The sequence below is a fragment of the Xanthocytophaga flava genome (assembly GCF_030068545.1).
In the GTDB taxonomy this organism is placed as follows: Bacteria; Bacteroidota; Bacteroidia; order Cytophagales; family 172606-1; genus Xanthocytophaga; species Xanthocytophaga flava.
The window spans coordinates 408,246-426,585 of sequence record NZ_JASJOR010000001.1; the positions used below are offsets into that span (position 1 = coordinate 408,246).

Sequence of the window (18,340 nt, forward strand, 5' to 3'; positions counted from 1 at the left end):
AGGCAGAGTGACCTGCCTTATATATTGTTAAATTAATAGTGACATTTAGAACACTCGATACCACCAATAGTAGCCACTTTCATAGGCTCCTTGCTGGCATGAATAGCCACTAATTTATCATAATAAGCATTACCTTTGGTATTAACCTCAGTTTTACGGTGGCAATCGATACACCATCCCATAGTCAGAGGAGCAACTTGCTCAACTACTTCCATCTTCTCAATATCTCCATGACAGTTCTGACAGGCTAATCCACCCACATTGGTATGTTGAGAGTGATTGAAATACGCATGATCAGGAAGGTTGTGAACACGAATCCACTCGATCGGCTGATTATTTTCAATAGCAGTGTAGAGTTTCTTAATTTCCGGAGAGGAGTTTTTAATGACACTATGGCAATTCATACAAATATTAGCGGAAGGAATACTTGCATTTTTACCTTTATATACAGAAGTATGACAATATGCACAGTTAATTTTATATTCTCCGGCATGCAATTTGTGAGAATATGCAATAGGCTGCTTTGGAGCATAACCTTGTGCTATACCAATACGCATTACACTATCCAACCCTATTTTACCTAATAATAATACAGCTATGATCAATACTGCGCCTTTTACTACAGCACTTTGCAGTATTTTACCAATGTCAGTACGTTGCTCCAGCAATTCACGATCATCATCAGATAAATCTTTGCGATTGCTTAAGAACTTAGTCAACAATGTAATAATCATTATTAATACAAGCAGCACTAAGGCCAGAACAACCAGCAACGCAACCAGGATGATAGTAAAATATTGTGTTGACAAACCGCTTTCTGCCGGAGCAGCAGTTGCACCACCTTGTCCGTCAGCTTTTGCCTGATCAGCAGTAGGTGCAGCAGTAGCAGCAGATTCCACGTAAGCCAGAATATTGTCAATATCTGCATTTTGCAAATCCGGAAAGGATTGCATTTGCAGCTTATTATATTTGTTAAAAATCTGGTTTCCGTACGCATCTCCACTTGCTATAACAGCAGAAGAATTTTTCACCCACTTGTAAACCCAGTCTTTATTAGGAACTCTTGTCATTACTCCTTTTAATCCTGGACCTACAACTACTTCATCACTGGCAGCATGACATGCAGCACAGTTATTTTTAAAAAGGGCCTCGCCAGCGGCAGCGTCTCCACCCCCAGATGCAGCAGGTGCAGCACCTTGCGCCCATACTGTGCTACAAGTAAGTGCAGCCAGCAATAGTACCATGGAACAACCACGCCAAATAGGGCGTAAATACTTGACTATGTGCATATTAAATTTACTTGGTCTAAGAAGTTTCACTATGAGGTCTTATAATAGGCGTACAAAGGTAGTATCGGTTTTTTTTTTAGCAAATATATTTTTATTACAAAAACAGGTAGATATTACCTCCTTATTACACACCCGCCAAATGTATCTAATAATCAACTACTTGTAAATTATTTTTTCATATAAAATCAATAATTTAGAATCATTTTAAATAAATTCCTACCCAATTAACTACCTAGAATCTACTCCTTTTTTTCATTATTTACCTTCCATACATTAAAAGTGAATATTTATATAATATAAAAGATCTTTTCAGTTGAAAAATCCTTAAAATCTGCTTAGATTTTCAAAGTCTGTAACAAATTCTCTTCCTCTTTAAATAATCCTATTTTTACTAAAATAAAACCAGAAATGCGGTATATACTCGGCATTTGGTGAGGTATACCTATTTTATTTCGTATGTAAGATTTATACACATACTACTCAGTTTTCGGAGGTTACCAATAGGGTTCAATTTCGGATGTAGAGTAACTAAAATCCAGATTGACTATGAATCCGTTTACTGATACATTCAAAACTATGTTTGCAACTGGCAATGCATATGTAAATAAGTCCCAACCCAGTAACGATACAACTAAAGTGAGAACGAATAAAGGTACTTATAATCAGAGAGTAAGCTCTACTACTGTGCGTGTAACGCTGGGAAATGAGATTACTGACTATCATTTGGACTATCGCGAAGGAGAGAAACTGGCTGAGATGGATTTCAATGGATGGACACCACTACATAAGTATTTCGGACGTTTTCAGGAAGAGGTATTCACAGGGATCAAATACAATTACGGAATTACACTAGGCAAAGAGAAGGTAGGAAAATATGTCGAATCTATTATTGAGTACCGGAATGGGAAAATGGTAGGAGAACAAATTTATTTTAATACAGAGGGAGATGTTGTCCGAAAAATATATATTGAGGATATACAGATTAAATTAGAATCTAAAATAGCGGGATAGCCCCCGTTTACAAGATAACGAGTATAATATTGAGCAACCCATAAGTGTCTGAGCAAAAGTAAACTCTCTTCAGCATCCTCTTTGAAGTAATTCAAAGGGGATTTTTTATTTTCAAATCATCCGGTTGATTATAATTTCTGAAAGCAGGATAAGAATCGGATGTAATAGGCAGAAAACAGGGATGACTTTTCTCTATAAAATATTTCATGCTTTGAGAAGGTAATTGGCCTTGTTTTGCTAATATAAGGAACTTCTCCAGAGCTATCTTTGTATAAATTGCACACAGAGGCTCCCATTTTCCTTCCTGCTCAAAAACGAAACAATCATATTTCTCTGAATATTGATAGGCGTCTATTACTTGTTTCAACACAGATTGAGTCATATCAATCATATCACAGGCTACTACAAGCCAATCTCGCTCAGGAAAGCATTGATGGGCAGTAAGTAACCCAGCCAAAGGTCCTTGAACAGATACTGCATCTGTAAGAAGTTTGTCGGAAGAGAGTATAGAGCTGTAGATAGTTTGTTGTTCCTCCCGAACAGAGACCCATACAGAAAATCCCAGAGATTCCAGCTTATCAATGGCTTTCTGTACCCAATACCCATCCGTATGCAACAAAAGTCCTTTGTCAGAGCCCATCCGGGAACTGTATCCTCCACATAATATTAATCCAGCCAGATCTCTGTTTATCATATAGTTACACTATAATATAATTCTAACAATACTGTTACACAAAAATCATACTTCGCTCTTTTCTGATAAATTCTGTTTTTCCAGCTTCACATAGTGGACAACAGTAGGATTCTGGTAATGTGTCAAATGACGTTAAAGCCAGGATGTTAGACTCTGGTTCACCAACCAACGGATCATATACAGAATAACAATGCTTACACTGATACACAAAATCTGGTATAGAAGTTTCACCTGACAGCATGGTTTCTTCAACAGGTTGTGCAAATAAATCTTCGTTTTGCTGGCCGATACGGGTACGTAAATAGGTTTTGCAAAATCGTCTTACCTGTTCTCCAAGGTAAGATTTTAAAAGATTTTTCTCAAAAACGTATAATTTTCGACTATTGGGATTAAAATCATCTGTGTAGAGAATATCATACAAACTTAGTATTGTATAATCGCCAAAACGTAATACCGGCTTTTTACGAATAATTACACAGCCAAACAATTCCGACTTAGGCCGTGTCTGAATAGCAAAACTCAGTCCGAAAGTACGCAGATCATTTGCATCCAGATGTTTTACTAGTTGCTGCTTCAACTCTAATCCTTCTATACTTTCATCTTCTATTTGCCAGTTGAGTTCATTGGCAGCATGACGTACATTAATCTGATGTCGGGTTAGTACTTTATCCCAAACCAATCGGTATTTGGCTTCAATCCCTTTAATAATTAGCGACTTCCAGCTTGTTACACATACCTGCCCTATCTTTGTCTGGTTACAGGCTTTGCATATATCCATCAGAAAGTTTACTGGAAACGATTCATCTCTCCGGTAAATTCCCAACCAGGTTTTATCACCATAGCGATTAAATCCCTCATAATAAGGCAATCGGAATGGTGATAATTCTAAAGGTTCTTTTGCAGGTTTGGCAATGTATTCACATTGTTGTTTTACCAATATGGCTAATTTATCTCCTTCAGCCTGATCGTTTGCATAGAAAGCCACTTTATCCTCCCAGATTATTTTTTCAATTGTTTTGGATACTTGCGGAATATCATTGCTGTAAATCAACTCTTTCCAGGCAAAAATAGAATTGGTTTTAGGAAATCGGACATACAGGTACCAGAAGTGAGCATGAGAAGAGGCTATCCAGTTTATATTACCTGTAAAGAAAGGAGAGAAACTCTGGTTGTTATCTGAGATATTGATTTTTAACTGAGGTCTATAGTCAAATAAATCAAAAATGTCTTTATAGATACCTTCACCCAGCCAGTTATCTGCGCTAAAAATTTCCTCAGCAGGATAAGAACTCACAATATTAGGATACTGTCCGGTGTCAAACTCATAGACAATGTTGTGTTGCTTTAATAAAGTATCAAGCGTCTCATATTCTTCAGCAACAACTTCTATTAATAATTGCTGGCGCAAACCAAAACGGACATGACGCACCCGGGCATGCTCCAGAATCCCCAGAATCTGCTGCAATTGTCCGGCAGGTACGATACCTCCTGTAAAATTGATTTTTACAATATAGGAATGGCGCATAATTTCTTTTCCATTAAAATTTACAATATCAAACTTCCGCTGCTACCTGTAGATGCTTCTCCAGAATAGCCTGTACTTCCGGTCGGCAGGAACCACAACCAAGCCCAGCTCCGGAAGCCTGACACAACTGCTTGAGTTCTGTACATCCTTCCCGAATCTTATTCTGAATATTTCCCTCTCCTACTCCACCACAGGAACAAACGAGTTTTCCCTGAATAGGCTCCGCCTTTTTCCCTGAACGCAATAGCTCCAGTCTCTTTTCGGATAGCTCCATCTTTTTCTGTATGAGATCCTTGAACTCCATAAACTCTGTTTTATCTCCAATCAGAATAGCACCTACCAGCCGATCATTGAGAATGATGCATTTTTTATAATACCGCTTGGCTTTATCAATAAATACGACTTCTTCGTATTCCGGATTATCTGCAGGAGCTTCTGCCATACCCAGGGAACAGAGGTCCGTACCCTGCATTTTCAGAATATTCATCAATAATGATCCTTCATAGTAGGAGGCAATATCTCCATTCAGATAGCGGGCTACCACCTCTGCCTGTTGTTCAGCGGCTGAGGTAACACCATATAAATTCCCTTGAAATTCAGCTATCTCGCCAATGGCATATATAGAAGGATCAGAAGTTTGCAGGTATTCGTTTACCACTACACCTCGTTTACAATGAAGCTCTGCAGCTTTGGCTATCTCAATATTTGGAGAAGTTCCAATTGCAGCCACTAACGCCTGGCATTGAATAACGCGACCACTTTTCATCCGTAATCCTTCAATGGTATCTCTCCCCAAAAACGCCTGAATCTCATCGTTGTAGTAGACATCAATCCCTTTATCTACTAGTTCTTCATGTAATAACTGACTTCCCAAGACATCCAGTTGTTTGCCCATTAACCTGGAGACACGATGCACAACAGTTACAGAGAAATTGATCTCCCGTAAAGAAGCAGCCAGTTCAATTCCTAGTAGCCCACCTCCTACTATTACTACATGTGAACCAGGTTGAAGATGCTTCTTAAAGCTATCAGCATCATACCGGCTTCGCATAGTAAAGATACCTTTCAGCGGAGGTACATCTCGTAATGTAGCAGCTCTGCTACCTGTTGCCAGAATTAACAGATCATAGGAATGCCAGTTTCCATTACTATCCAATACTCTTTTACTACTCCTGTCAATCTGTTCAATGCTTACACCCCGATGCAGCCGGATACGGAGATCATCTTCTTCCTCATCTTTCATCTTTACCAGTTGTTCCCATTTCTGGTGTCCACTGATATAATCCGGAAGCATTACCCGGTTATAAAACGGAAAATTTTCTTTGCTGAAAGTCGTGATCTCATCTTCAGTATTCAAGGCCCTGTACGATTTCACAAATCCAAAGGAACCGGCTCCTGCGCCGACTACGATAATCTTCTGTCTGATTTTCTGGTATTTCTCTACCTGAACGGCACAAAATTTAAAATCAGGCTCTTTGGATTTCGGATCAACCAGATTGTTTGTGAGATTATTGGCTCGATTCAGATCACTATTCAGGACTTTTCCCCAATGCATGGGTAGAAATACAACACCTCTTTTAATATCTTCCGAAAACTTTGCTTTTACACGTACTTGTCCTCTTCTGGTAGTGACATCCACCAGATTTCCATCTTCGATTCCTCTCAGAGCTGCATCGTCCGGATGAATTTCCAGAAATGCTTCTGCAATATGCTGATTCAGTTTATTTACCTTTCCTGTTTTACTACGGGTATGCCATTGATCGCGGATTCTTCCTGTGGTAAGTATCAGAGGAAAATCAGCATCCGGGAGTTCTGATTGATTCTCATCGGGAACTGTATGAATGACAGCCTTTTGGGTAGCTGTGTAAAATTTTTTATCTGTAAATAGTCCAGTCCCTTTTGTCTCATTTATGGAAGTCAAAGGCCACTGAACCGTTTTTTCTTTCAGAATAGTGTAATTTAGCCCATGAATGTCAATGTGTGTACCTTTGGTAAGGGCACAATGCTCCAGATAGATTTCCTCTGCATTTTTATAGTCAAATCCTTTGTAGCCCATTTTGCGGGCAAACCGACAGATAATTTCAGCATCTGGTAGTGCTTCTCCCGGGGCTTCTGTTAGTTTATGCAGATAGGAAATACGACGCTCTGCATTGGTCATTGTGCCTTCTTTTTCTGTCCAGGCAGCAGCAGGAAACACTACATCGGCATATTTGAGTGTTTCGACCTTGTTGGAAATGTCCTGTACTACAACAAATTTTGCCTTTTTAAGTGCTTCTTCTGCTATTCGTACATCCGGCAAACTAATCAATGGATTGGTACATATAATCCAGACAGCTTTTAGCTTGCCTTCGTTAAGAGCCGAAAACATTTCAGTAGCTGTTAGGCCGGGTTTGGGAGAGATCTGCGTTCCGCCCCAGAACTTCTGCACTTCTTCCCGATGAGCAGGATTTAGTAAATCCCGGTGAGCAGGCAACAGATTTGATAGCCCACCTACTTCCCGGCCTCCCATTGCATTGGGTTGACCAGTTAGTGAAAAAGGTCCGGAACCAGGCTCTCCAATGTGTCCGGTGATCAGGTTAAGGTTGATCAGACTCAGGTTTTTATTCACGCCAATCACACTCTGATTCAGTCCCATTGTCCACATAGTCAGAAAGCCTTTGGCATCTCCTATATAGCCTGCTGCTTTACGAAGCTCTTCTTCTTCTATTCCACATAATTCTGCTGCTTCTTGAATACTACGACGCATCACTGACTCCCTATACACCTCATAGCCTTCGGTATGGTTTTTCACAAAATCAGCATCAATATCTCCCTGTTCGATCAGGAGTCGTCCCAGAGCATGATTCAGAATTACATCTGTGCCCGGATTGATTTGCAGATGCACATCCGCAATGGCACATGTTTGAGTCCGACGAGGGTCAGCAACAATAATCTTTACATGTGGATTAGCTGCTTTATGGGCTTCTACCCTACGCCAGATAATCGGGTGACACCAGGCAGGGTTAGCTCCTGTTACATAAATACAATCTGATAACTCAATATCATCATAGCAAACCGGAACACTATCTTCACCCAATGACATTTTATAACCTACCACAGCCGAACTCATACACAAACGGGAGTTTGTATCAATATTATTGCTCCCGATAAATCCCTTGATCAGCTTATTGATTACATAGTATTCCTCTGTAAGACATTGTCCGGAAGCATAAAAGGCAACAGAATCAGGTCCATATTTGTCAATCAACGTACGAAATACCGCTGCGGTACGTTCCATAGCATCGTCCCAGCTTACCCGCTGACGTGGCATATTTTTGTTAAACCGCATTTCCGGATAGAACAGTCTGTCTGACTTATCCATCACGGTATAATGCAGATTCATCCCTTTGGAACATAACATCCCACGGTTTACCGGATGGTCAGGATCTCCCTCTACAGTTAGCTTGCCCATTTTGTCTTTCCGGACAATGACGCCACACCCTGTACCACAATAACAGCACGTCGATTTGTATTCCATGTATATAGGGATTTTGCTCGTAGAATCTATAAAGTCAGAAAAACCTGCGAGAAAAGTAAGTCAAACCTTTGGGAGGCACGACTTACTCTCACAGAAACAGCTTCATGAATGGCTATACATAGAGTTATAGCGTTGGCATCATATAGCACCAGCCGTTTGTGCGGCAGTTTCGGGCTGAGCTACTTTATCAAAACGGGTAAGAAAAACAATTAATGCAACTACGGTTACAATGGCACCTATATACATAAATGCCTGAGCATAGGTAATGGATTCAGCCTTGAACAGGAAACCAAATAACATCCCTCCTACATTTCCTCCTGCTCCTACTATTCCAGCTACAGTACCAACATGCTTTTGATTAATAAAAGGGACAATCGCATAGGTGGTTCCGTTAGCCATTTTCAGAAACATAGCAAATGTCAGCATGGCTACAATAGCGAAGCCTAATGTATTGGCTTGTGAAAATAATACCAGTCCCAAACCTTCCAGAGCCAGCACAATCCCCAATAACCAACCTTTGCCTTTCATACCATATTTATTTCCTACTTTATCAGCAATGATACCTCCTACAGCTCTGGCAAACAGGTTCATGCCACCAAATACACCAGCCCAGAAACCGGCAGAGGACTGATCCAACTTAAATGAATCGACAAAATGCAGTGTGGCGACTCCATCAAATGTAATTTCCATACCAAAGCAAACAGCATACGCAAAAGCCAGTGCCCATACCCTCCAGTCAGCCAACACTGCCCATGAGAACTTCTTACTTTCCCGTTTACGGTTGATTTCTGAAAAATTTCCGGCAGGAGTATCTTGTGTAAAGAAATAGTAAATCACTGCCATAACCAGCAACATCACTCCCGGAACAATCATAGCATATCGCCAGGCATCATGTTTGGTATAGCCTGCCCCTACAATGGCAGCAAAAATCAACGGCATTACCATCAACGTCACACCACCACCCAGATTGCCCCATCCACCAGCAACAGCATTGGCAGTTCCTTTTATCTTAGGGGCAAACATGGTGGTTGTATGGTACTGAGTAATAACAAACGAGGCTCCGATGATGCCAATGGCTAACCGAAACAACAGAAAAGAAGTATAGTCATTGGCAAGTCCAACCAGCATGACCGGAATGGATCCTATCACCAGTAAAGCTGTATAGGTTTTTCGGGGCCCCCAGATATCACACAAACGTCCGATAAGAAGCCGGGCAAAAATAGTAGCAGAAACAGCGGCAATTACGGTGTTTCCAACTTGTGCTTTGGTTAAACCTAAATCTTCGCGAATAGTGGGCATCAATGGCGCCAATCCAAACCATCCGAAAAAACAGGCAAAGAATGTAAGCCATGTAATGTGGAAGGTACGCATCTGTACCCCTTTAAAGCTGAGGACATTTAGTTTCTCCAGAGGTTTATTACTTAAATTCATCATAGTTTTGTTTTAGCTTATTAAGTATTTTATACTATTCAAAAACGACTCTATATTTAAACCTACATTTTCAAAACATATCTACTTTTTAAAAAATACATAGCAAAAACAAACGATATTAGACTAAAAAATTATATTTTCTCAAATAATGGCTTTATTTTTTAACCTAACCAAATTTAAAAACATACTTTATTTGCACAAAATTTTATTGAGTATTTTTAACTAAAATTTTGCACTTTATTTAAAACACACAATCGAAAATCAGTTTTATTATATTTATCAAAATAAAACACTATGAACCTGTATTTGATTAGAATATTATATGCCAGAAAAAGCAAATCTCTCTGCAGGCATTTCAGTGTCTGAAACAAATGAAAGAGGCCACACAAAGAGATTTTTCACTTATTATTTTAAGAAGATATGAGCAGTAGATTGGCATGATAGCCTTATTCCACCTCATCCTCAATCGAAAACTTATCCAGCAATAAGCTTAGCAGCTTGTCATGTGTCTCCATATAGAGAGGATAATGTACAATTTCTTTCTTATTTCGGGGACGCTCCAGAGGCACATCGACAATTTCTTTGATAGTAGCTGCAGGTCCATTGTTCATCACTACTACACGATCTGCCAGGAATATCGCTTCCTCAATATCATGTGTTACCATAATAATGGTCTTGTTGCGATTATCCAGATTCCATAATTTTAATAGTTCTACATGCATATTGCTTTTGGTCAGTGCATCCAACGCACCAAAAGGCTCATCCAGCAACAGAATACTCGGATTTATGGCAAATGCCCGTGCAATAGCCACTCGTTGTTTCATACCACCTGAAAGCTGACCTGGCAACTTGTCTTTATGCTCATAGAGGTGAACCATCTTCAGATTTTGCTCTACATGGTCCTTCTTTTCGGCACTGGACATATCTTTCATTACCGAGTCAACTGCTTCATAGATATTCCGATATACAGATAGCCAGGGCAACAAGGAATAGTTCTGAAAAACAATGCCTCTGTCAGGACCGGGTCCTGTTACCCGTTTGCCATTGGCAATTACTTCCCCATTGCTTGGTTTTACCATACCACTGATCGTATTCATCAGGGTAGATTTACCACAGCCTGAATGCCCGATCAGAGCCACAATCTCTCCTTTCCGGATATCCAGGTCTATACTTTTAACAGCTGTATAGATTCCTTTGGGCGTTTTGAATGATACAGTAACATCTTTAATGGAGACACTGGTTTGTGGTTGTGCCACCACTTTATGAAAGGCACTGGCAGAATCAACCATCTTTGCTAATACCTGTTTGTCTGAGTTATCCATAGAAGAACCGGCTTGAGGGGTTGCATAGTTATTTTGCATCATAAGAGAAAGCCTTTTGAAGTGAAGAGAAAAATTTATCGAGTATGAATCCTACAATACCGATGATCAGGATAGCCACAATAATATGTGTTGTCTTGCCTGCATTAAAGCCCTCTTCCCAGACAAAGAACCCTAGTCCATCTCCACCGGAGAGCATTTCCCCAGCCACAATGACCATCCAGGCTACTCCAATACTTAGTTTTAATCCTGTCACAATATGGGGCAGACTATAAGGCAGCAAAATGCGGGTAATATATTTCCAGACAGAAAAGCCAAACGCCTTGCCTACATTCTTGTGATCCTGAGGGATAGAAGCTACTCCAAAGGCAGTATTGATAAGTGTAGGCCACAAAGAGCAGATGAAAATCATAAAAATAGCAGCCTTTGAGGAAGGATTCATCAGTCCGTCGCCGCCTCCGGTAGCAGAAAACACGGCTAGTCCTAATGGATACCATGCCAGAGGAGATACCGGACGCAGAATCTGTACAATAGGATTGATCAGGCTCATCATAAACTTGCTGGAACCTAATAATAATCCCAATGGAATAGCGATTAAACTACCTAATCCGAAGCCAATCCCTACCCGCATCAGCGAACCAATCAGCTTTGTTCCAATACCTTTTACATCCGGATCATTCTGAAAAGGATTAGCAAAAATTTCACTCAATACATCCAGTGTCATCAATGGAGTGGGTAATGGATACCTCTCCACCAGATCGGTTGCTTCGGGATTGCGGTTACACCAGGCTATCAATGTCCATATTCCCAGCAGCAACAATATACTTCCTACAAAATAGAGCACAGGCATCCAGATGCGTAAAGAGAATAATTTGGTCATACAGCAGTCTCCCTCCTGCCTCCCTGATTGGGGAGGGCTTACCGGGAGAATAGTAAGTTTTTTGGTACGTATAGTGAGTTGAATAAAGGATCAGGCTACCTATTTTTTAGCCAGCGACACATACTGTTCCGGATTATTAGGATCAAAAGGTGTAGGATCGATGGTGATCTTAAACGGTTTCATATCATCACCAGGCAAAGTCACATTCATACTTTTTGCTACTTCATTATACAGGTCATCCAGTACCAGCTTTTCGGCAATAGCCTTATATTCAGGATCGGACTTCAGGTAGCCAAAACGTACATATTGTGCCATAAACCAGATGCCATGCGATTTACGGGGGGCATTCACAAAACCATTGTTAAAGAATGTCATGTAGTCATCTTTGTATTTTTGCACACCCAGATCACATCCCAGATCGTTAGATCCTAGCAAACGGGCTTCAATGACAGCCAGAGGTGCATTGACATAATTGGGTTTGGTCAACCATCCGGCAGCTTTTTTGCGGTTACTCATATTGTCTAGCCATTTACAGGCTTCCAGAATTGCTTTCATTACGTTTTTCAGATCTTCTTTGCTGGCTTCTGCAAATTCTTTGTTTACCACCAATGCCTTTTCAGGATGGTGCTTCCAGATATCCTGACTGGCAACATGGGTAAATCCGATATTCTGAGTAGCAGCTACTCCATTCCAGGGTTCACCTACACAAAAACCTTCCATATTGTCGACCTTCATATTGGAAACCATTTGAGGAGGAGGAATTGTGATGATGCCAACTGATTTTTGATTAACTCCACAGGCAGCAAGCCAGTTACGAAGCCAGATATCATGTGTACCACCCGGGAACGTCATGGCAAAAGTCACTTCTTTCTTAGCCTGAACAGCTTTTACTGCCGGGGCTACTTTTTTGTATTCTTTAAAACCAGCTAGTCCGCAAAACTCTTTGGAGAGAGTGATACCCTGACCATTGTTATTCAACACCATAGCGATTTTCATTTCAGCACCCGGCTTTCCTCCTACGCCTGTATAGACTGAAAATGGCATACTAAACAGACAATGCGCTCCCTGTAATTCTCCATTTAGGATTTTGTCACGCACATTGGCCCAGGAAGCCTCTTTGCTTAACTGTACTTCTACTCCATATTTCTGAAAAAATCCCATTTCTTTGGCAACTACCAGTGGGGCACAATCGGTAAGCGGTATAAAACCCAGCTTAATTACCTTTTTAGGCGCATTTGGACCTGCGGCAGAAGAAAGCATCAATACTACCAGAGCAAATACTACTGTTTGGACAACTGTCTTTATTTTTTTCATGATCAGATTCAGTTAAGGTTGAAAAGTTCAGGCAATAGAGTGGTCGGAAAGGTAGAATCTACCCTTAGGCACTACTCAGTATGTAATGAAAGAATAACTTATTGCTTAATGGCAACAGGTTTGGCAAAGAAGAAATCCGGACGGATATTGATCATCAGATAGGCCCATTGCGGACTTTGGTCAGCCTTATCTACAGATCCCAGTTTGGCATACTCCAGTGTGTTAGTTGCTTTCATAAAGCAATATCCCAGCTCCAGATTAGTAAACTTACTGAGGTTATAGTTTACAATCAGATCCACTTCGCTTCCCATACCATTGCTAAAGCGGGTGCTGGCTTTGCCATCTGTTCCTTTCAGGTATTGGGACTTAACCAGCGAAAAATGATGGTAGTCTAATGCGATAAAGAAATCTTTGGCAGTATACTTTGTTTTGAAGTAGATGTTATTCAGGCCACCAACTGCAGAACCTGTTCCTACATAGAAATAATCCATATATCCCCAGAACTTGTGTGGTGTACCATACAGCGGATCAAAACGATTGTCAGTAGTAGATATAGAAGCAGCACCTGTACCTCCTCCAACAGCTTCATTGCCGGACAGATAATCCCAACCAGGGCCAAAGCTGAATTTACCTCTCTGGAATGTCAGCGCTACTGTATAGTGACTGGCTTTCAGATTTCTTCCATCTTTATTCTTTCCACTTTGCCAGTAGGCAGCCGCTGTTATATTGGTTTTAAAGCCAGAAGCATTGCCAATAGTCTTATTAATCATCAGTCCATAGGTGATACGGCTGTTTACACCTGTCTGATCATATCGGCGTCCATATACATAGCCTGTATCAGCTCCGGAAATATTGCGGATAGAGTCAGAACGATACTTACTAAAATCATCTTTGAAGAGCAGTCCGGAAACTTTTGTCTGACCAAACTTACGACTCACATACAGAAACTGCATGGACTTGTACATCTGATTCATGCCATTGGTACTAGGATTGTTAGCCAGACGCAGGCTCCCTCCTTTTCCATTAGTAGGGATAAAGCCACCAGGCACAGCGACAAGATTTCCTTTGGTATCTGTAGTGTAAGCAGGTACATTGGCCGCTACATAGTTTGTCCCCGTAACGCCAAAAGCATCGGTATTCTGATTAAAACCAGCCCCCAGATCAACCTGCCAGCCTTTGTGTTGCGCTTTGAGTAAGGCAGCATCATGGCGACGAGCCTGCTGCAACCAGTCCAGGTCACCGAGCAACCGCACATCATCATAGATAAGCGTCTGACGGCCAATTTTAAAAGAGAGATTTTCTACCAGTTTAAATTTAATGGTAGTATCAGCACTATTAGCCAGTGTTACTTCTCCCCAGGCTTCATGAACCATAAAGCGGCTCCCATCCGCATTACTAATAGAAGAGGCATCCTGTCCCCATACCCGCACATCCTGTACAGAAAAATTGAACAGCAGCCGATCCCATTTATAGCCAAATGCCAGACGAGCGCGTTGAGAGGTAAAAAATGCAGGTTTTGCACCTTTCAGATTCAGGGTACCTAACCCATCCCGTAACTCAGTGCGAGTACGTAATTGCCCTGAAAGTGTAAACTGCGCCGAAGCCTGACTGAGTGAGCAGAACGTTACAAAAAGGGCAATCAAGCCTTGAAAATGTAACTTTTTTGACATACCTTTGTGTGGTTTTAAGTTAGAACTAATTTTAAAACTATCGTTTGCCTTGTAGAGACCGCCATCCCTGCAAGGCTTTTTTATTTTTACCTATCAGGCCGCCACCTGATAGACAAAACATAGCCGTTACCATTTTTCTATATGGAAAAATGAGTCCAATACTATTTTACAAAGACACAGAAAATCTTCCTCTCCAGGAGAGTTACTTTTGACAACTTTCAGCTGCGGCTCTAGCTTATGTTGTCGATTTCAAAGGGGCTAAAGTATACTAAGTAATACTACCTACTATCTGCGATTAAAAATACGGCATTTCATATATAACACAAAATTTTAACACTGTTTTTTTAACAAAAAACACATAAAAAATAAGTATAAAGACTTAAATCAATATTAAATTGTGATTAACCATAGTTAAATATAACTATTTTCATATTTTTAAAAAATAGGTTTGTTTTTAACCCATTAATTACCAAAATTTTAGTTAACAATCATTTTACACTATTAAAACTAAAGTGCAAGATCAATATAAAACAGTATATCTTACTTTTAACGTTCATTTTTTAACCTTGTCACAACATAAAATACATTATCTATAGCTTTCTGACATAAGTATATATTACAACTCCTTTCACATACCTAGCACATACACTTATGATAGTAAGTAATTATCGCTATTCTCCTTTATCAGTCATCTGAAAACAGCATGTCCCACTCGGTCCTTCTGAAAGAATCTCTCTCACCGTTGTCGGGACACGTGTGTCCCATAGAGCCTTCTTTGGTTTATAAGAGAAAAACACTCCAATCGGAAAGGTCGCCGGTCTTGCCACGAGGTTCTTTCAGAAGGACAGGAAGGGAAAGTTGATTTGAGGAGGACAGGAAAAGAATTTCAGAATCGCAGATTAAAAAGATTACTCGAATTTCACGAATTGAGCACTCTCCTAGGTTGTGTATTACTCCTAACCTAAATGAAGGGAAACAGGTCATTGGTAAGCACACAATGACAGAAAAAACACTTTATCCATGAAAATCCTATAATCTGTGTCATTTATGATTTAAGACAACAGTTTACATGATAAAGGATTGATAGTGAGCTCTGTTACAGTTGTTACAGTATGTTACAGTATGCGTTACAGTTGTAAGCACCTGTAAATGAAGCATGTTACAGTTGTTACAGTAAACTCTCACGTGTATATTATATTATATAGTAATATATAAGAGAAAAGGGCTTTTGTGTTCTTCTAGAAAGTTTGACAATGTATAAAATACCGTAACAACTGTAACATCGTTGATTATCAAACAATTGAACTGTAATTTTCAACTGTAACAACTTGCAACAACTGTAACAGCACAATGGCTTCATTCATTAAAAAGAAAAGACCATCAATTCTGCTGACTCTTAAAATGACTTTTACATATACCTGCTTCGATGTATAGTAAGAGTATGACTTGAATTATACGTACGAGACTTTTTGCATTGAATTCTGCTCAAAGAGATCTCTTGCGGTTTATTCTATGCAAAAACTTTTCTGCGGTTTATTCGACGCATCAGCAATTTTGCGGTGAATTCCAGGCAAAACTATTTTCTTACAAGCAAATCGGACAGACTTTTCACTAAATGTCTTGCGTTAAATTCACCGCAAGACGTCGAACTGCATATTATTCCGCTCAAGGAACTGATATGCCTCTAATTATGCGCACAATAAAATAATGAATAAGGGTTTAACTCTTCATAGTAAAGTAGTTCTCTCAATAGTAAAGTAGCAGCCAATTACACAACGGGAGTTACAGGGGTAGTTGACCGGATTTCATCCAATCCCCACAGTACCATCACTTCATTGGTAAACAAACGCATGCTTTCCGGGTCTTGCATCAGCGTATTACGTGCCTGTATCCAGTTGTCAATCTTTTCCTCGCCATACATATTCCGGATTCGTGTGTGATCCAGACGCAATACTTTTCCCCAATGAAATGAGTGAGGTATATGCTGTCGCTCTAATTCATCCCATACCTTGTTATAAAACCGATATGTCTCATCTGACATAACACTGTCCAGCTCTACTACACAGGTAATAGTAAAATGAGTAAAACCCAGTGTAGCCTGTGTACCTTTCACAAAACGGAAAGCCAGCACTCCGGCAAAAGGCCCATAGTGAGTATTTAGGTCAATGAGTAGCTCCCTTACCTGATTCAGAGCAGAAAGAGGTATGCCAATGGCAGCACTTAATACTTTACCATGTAGGTCAGTATTACTAAACATTTCCGCATGGGTGCCAAATACCTTACTATAGGGCTTATAAGATCCTCCAATGACCGCATTCACCAAAATAGGTACCACAGCAGGCAATGCCTGAGAGATTGTTCCTATAAATGAAGGTGCATCATCTCCAGGGCCTATACCCGGCACTGCCATGGATGGTGGAATATAATTGTCCTCATAGTCTCGCTTATACATAACCGTCACATAGGCTTTGTGGTTGGGGTCATACTGGTTGACAAGTACCTGAAAATGATACGGACGTTCACTCCCGTATGGCAAAAAGGAATTGGCAAAAGAGAGCGACTCCATCAAGGTGTACAGTGTATTATCCATGGGTACGCTGAGCCGATAGGATTCATACAGAAAGAGTGGCACGGTCTCTATCATTACTCCATGAATAAATCCAAAACAGCCGAAGCTAACCAGAGCTGCATTGAATAAGGCATCGTCTTGTACTCTCTCAGCATGCAGATTTGCCACAAAAGCATCTGACACAACCGGATACGAACGTCTTTCCAGCCAGATATGCCGTGTAGGGCTTACAATCAGATGCAGGCCAACAACATAGTCTGCCACCCCACCTATATCAATAGCCGACCCATGTGTCCCTGTAGATAAGGCTCCGGCAATGGTTTGGCCATTACTGGCTCCGGATGTTTTCAGTGACCGTTTTCGTCGTCGGAGGCGTGTACTTAACTCCTGTATTGAAACCCCACATTGCGCAAAATAGAGGTCATCCGGTGATTTGGCATAGGCAGATGATACATTGTTAAGGCTGATTCGAAAGGTCAGGTTCAGCGGTTTGGTATTCAATAAAATGCCATCACTGGCCGCAATTTTGGTCCATGACCATTCTCCACCCAGCACACGGGTTCGTTTGCCATTTGCAATAAACTGCTTCATCAGTTGCTGTATACCTGCTGTTACATCATTGTAATCAGCCAGTATATCCATAGTACTTTCATCAGCCAGATCATAGAGATCCTCTATATTCTGGGTAAAGGTTTCGTGCCGGTTTACCCATTTCCTGGCACCTGTGCGACTGATAATCATAGATTGGAATAAGTTAAGTTAGGGAACGTCTCCTTCGCGGGGACAGGGTTTGGCACACTTCCATTCAATCTTCACCGGAGACCATATCCCCAGCGAAGCAACCGTAATCAGCGAATACCCAAAACTGGTAGTAACCCGGACCTCGTCCAGGCTATGAATAGTGAGGCTATCACAATTAGTGGCCACTACATCAATGCCGTTAGTGCGTTTCTGTACAGCTCCCCAAAAGAAGGAATGAACCGTTTTGTGATGGTAATTGGTAGCAGGATCATAATGAGCAGAGGCTATCCGATAGTGATAGCAACTTTGCAGGGAATAGCAAAGCAGTACACATAGTGCTATTCGCACTACGTAAGAGGTGATTTTTTTCATATCTGGTT

Annotated in this window: 12 protein-coding genes; 1 reads left to right on the top strand and 11 read right to left on the bottom strand. The window is 40.6% G+C overall.

Going from position 1 to position 18,340, the window contains the following annotated elements; translation table 11 throughout:
* Window positions 1-32 precede the first annotated feature (32 nt).
* Window positions 33-1,289 carry a cytochrome c3 family protein gene (locus tag QNI15_RS01715; protein WP_313993481.1) on the bottom strand — a complete coding sequence of 419 codons (1,257 nt, stop codon included), beginning with the start codon at window positions 1,287-1,289 and terminating at the stop codon, window positions 33-35.
* A 546-nt stretch (window positions 1,290-1,835) separates the two neighbouring features.
* On the opposite strand from QNI15_RS01715, the gene QNI15_RS01720 reads away from it, so the two are divergent.
* Entirely contained in the window at window positions 1,836-2,300 is a 465-nt protein-coding gene (locus QNI15_RS01720; RefSeq protein ID WP_313975154.1) for a hypothetical protein, read from the top strand.
* A gap of 91 nt (window positions 2,301-2,391) precedes the next feature.
* On the opposite strand, the gene QNI15_RS01725 is transcribed toward QNI15_RS01720, so the two are convergent.
* The 10 genes from QNI15_RS01725 to QNI15_RS01770 all read right to left on the bottom strand — a co-directional run bounded on the left by QNI15_RS01725 (window position 2,392) and on the right by QNI15_RS01770 (window position 18,332).
* Window positions 2,392-2,994, bottom strand: a complete 603-nt coding sequence (locus tag QNI15_RS01725; protein WP_314030223.1) for a molybdenum cofactor guanylyltransferase — start codon at window positions 2,992-2,994, stop codon at window positions 2,392-2,394.
* 34 nt (window positions 2,995-3,028) lie between these two features.
* Window positions 3,029-4,519 carry a rubredoxin gene (locus tag QNI15_RS01730; protein ID WP_314030224.1) on the bottom strand — a complete coding sequence of 497 codons (1,491 nt, stop codon included), beginning with the start codon at window positions 4,517-4,519 and terminating at the stop codon, window positions 3,029-3,031.
* Between the two features lie 28 nt (window positions 4,520-4,547).
* Entirely contained in the window at window positions 4,548-8,036 is a 3,489-nt protein-coding gene (locus QNI15_RS01735; protein WP_314030226.1) for a molybdopterin-dependent oxidoreductase, read from the bottom strand.
* Window positions 8,037-8,174: 138 nt separating this feature from the next.
* Window positions 8,175-9,467 carry a NarK family nitrate/nitrite MFS transporter gene (locus tag QNI15_RS01740; protein ID WP_314030385.1) on the bottom strand — a complete coding sequence of 431 codons (1,293 nt, stop codon included), beginning with the start codon at window positions 9,465-9,467 and terminating at the stop codon, window positions 8,175-8,177.
* Window positions 9,468-9,913: 446 nt separating this feature from the next.
* On the bottom strand, window positions 9,914-10,831 hold the full coding sequence (locus tag QNI15_RS01745) for an ABC transporter ATP-binding protein (protein ID WP_314030227.1): 918 nt from the start codon (window positions 10,829-10,831) through the stop codon (window positions 9,914-9,916).
* The gene (locus QNI15_RS01750; RefSeq protein WP_314030229.1) at window positions 10,818-11,666 is read right to left on the bottom strand and encodes an ABC transporter permease; all 849 of its coding nucleotides are present in this window, start codon (window positions 11,664-11,666) and stop codon (window positions 10,818-10,820) included. Before QNI15_RS01750 ends, QNI15_RS01745 begins: the two co-directional genes overlap by 14 nt.
* Before the next feature lie 99 nt (window positions 11,667-11,765).
* Window positions 11,766-12,980: a CmpA/NrtA family ABC transporter substrate-binding protein gene (locus QNI15_RS01755; RefSeq protein WP_314030231.1), complete on the bottom strand. Its 1,215-nt coding sequence runs from the start codon at window positions 12,978-12,980 to the stop codon at window positions 11,766-11,768.
* A gap of 98 nt (window positions 12,981-13,078) precedes the next feature.
* Window positions 13,079-14,650, bottom strand: a complete 1,572-nt coding sequence (locus tag QNI15_RS01760) for an alginate export family protein (protein ID WP_314030232.1) — start codon at window positions 14,648-14,650, stop codon at window positions 13,079-13,081.
* A gap of 1,768 nt (window positions 14,651-16,418) precedes the next feature.
* Complete coding sequence (locus QNI15_RS01765; RefSeq protein WP_314030234.1) at window positions 16,419-17,960, bottom strand: FAD-binding protein; 1,542 nt, start codon at window positions 17,958-17,960, stop codon at window positions 16,419-16,421.
* Window positions 17,961-17,978: 18 nt separating this feature from the next.
* Window positions 17,979-18,332: a hypothetical protein gene (locus tag QNI15_RS01770; RefSeq protein WP_313993508.1), complete on the bottom strand. Its 354-nt coding sequence runs from the start codon at window positions 18,330-18,332 to the stop codon at window positions 17,979-17,981.
* Between the last annotated feature and the right edge of the window lie 8 nt (window positions 18,333-18,340).

Coding starts and splice junctions, on each gene's coding strand:
- QNI15_RS01760 (WP_314030232.1), bottom strand. CDS start 14,650: ATGTCAAAAAAGTTACATTTTCAAGGCTTGATTGCCCTTTTTGTAACG.
- QNI15_RS01720 (WP_313975154.1), top strand. CDS start 1,836: ATGAATCCGTTTACTGATACATTCAAAACTATGTTTGCAACTGGCAAT.
- QNI15_RS01730 (WP_314030224.1), bottom strand. CDS start 4,519: ATGCGCCATTCCTATATTGTAAAAATCAATTTTACAGGAGGTATCGTA.
- QNI15_RS01745 (WP_314030227.1), bottom strand. CDS start 10,831: ATGATGCAAAATAACTATGCAACCCCTCAAGCCGGTTCTTCTATGGAT.
- QNI15_RS01735 (WP_314030226.1), bottom strand. CDS start 8,036: ATGGAATACAAATCGACGTGCTGTTATTGTGGTACAGGGTGTGGCGTC.
- QNI15_RS01755 (WP_314030231.1), bottom strand. CDS start 12,980: ATGAAAAAAATAAAGACAGTTGTCCAAACAGTAGTATTTGCTCTGGTA.
- QNI15_RS01750 (WP_314030229.1), bottom strand. CDS start 11,666: ATGACCAAATTATTCTCTTTACGCATCTGGATGCCTGTGCTCTATTTT.
- QNI15_RS01740 (WP_314030385.1), bottom strand. CDS start 9,467: ATGAATTTAAGTAATAAACCTCTGGAGAAACTAAATGTCCTCAGCTTT.
- QNI15_RS01725 (WP_314030223.1), bottom strand. CDS start 2,994: ATGATAAACAGAGATCTGGCTGGATTAATATTATGTGGAGGATACAGT.
- QNI15_RS01715 (WP_313993481.1), bottom strand. CDS start 1,289: ATGCACATAGTCAAGTATTTACGCCCTATTTGGCGTGGTTGTTCCATG.
- QNI15_RS01770 (WP_313993508.1), bottom strand. CDS start 18,332: ATGAAAAAAATCACCTCTTACGTAGTGCGAATAGCACTATGTGTACTG.
- QNI15_RS01765 (WP_314030234.1), bottom strand. CDS start 17,960: ATGATTATCAGTCGCACAGGTGCCAGGAAATGGGTAAACCGGCACGAA.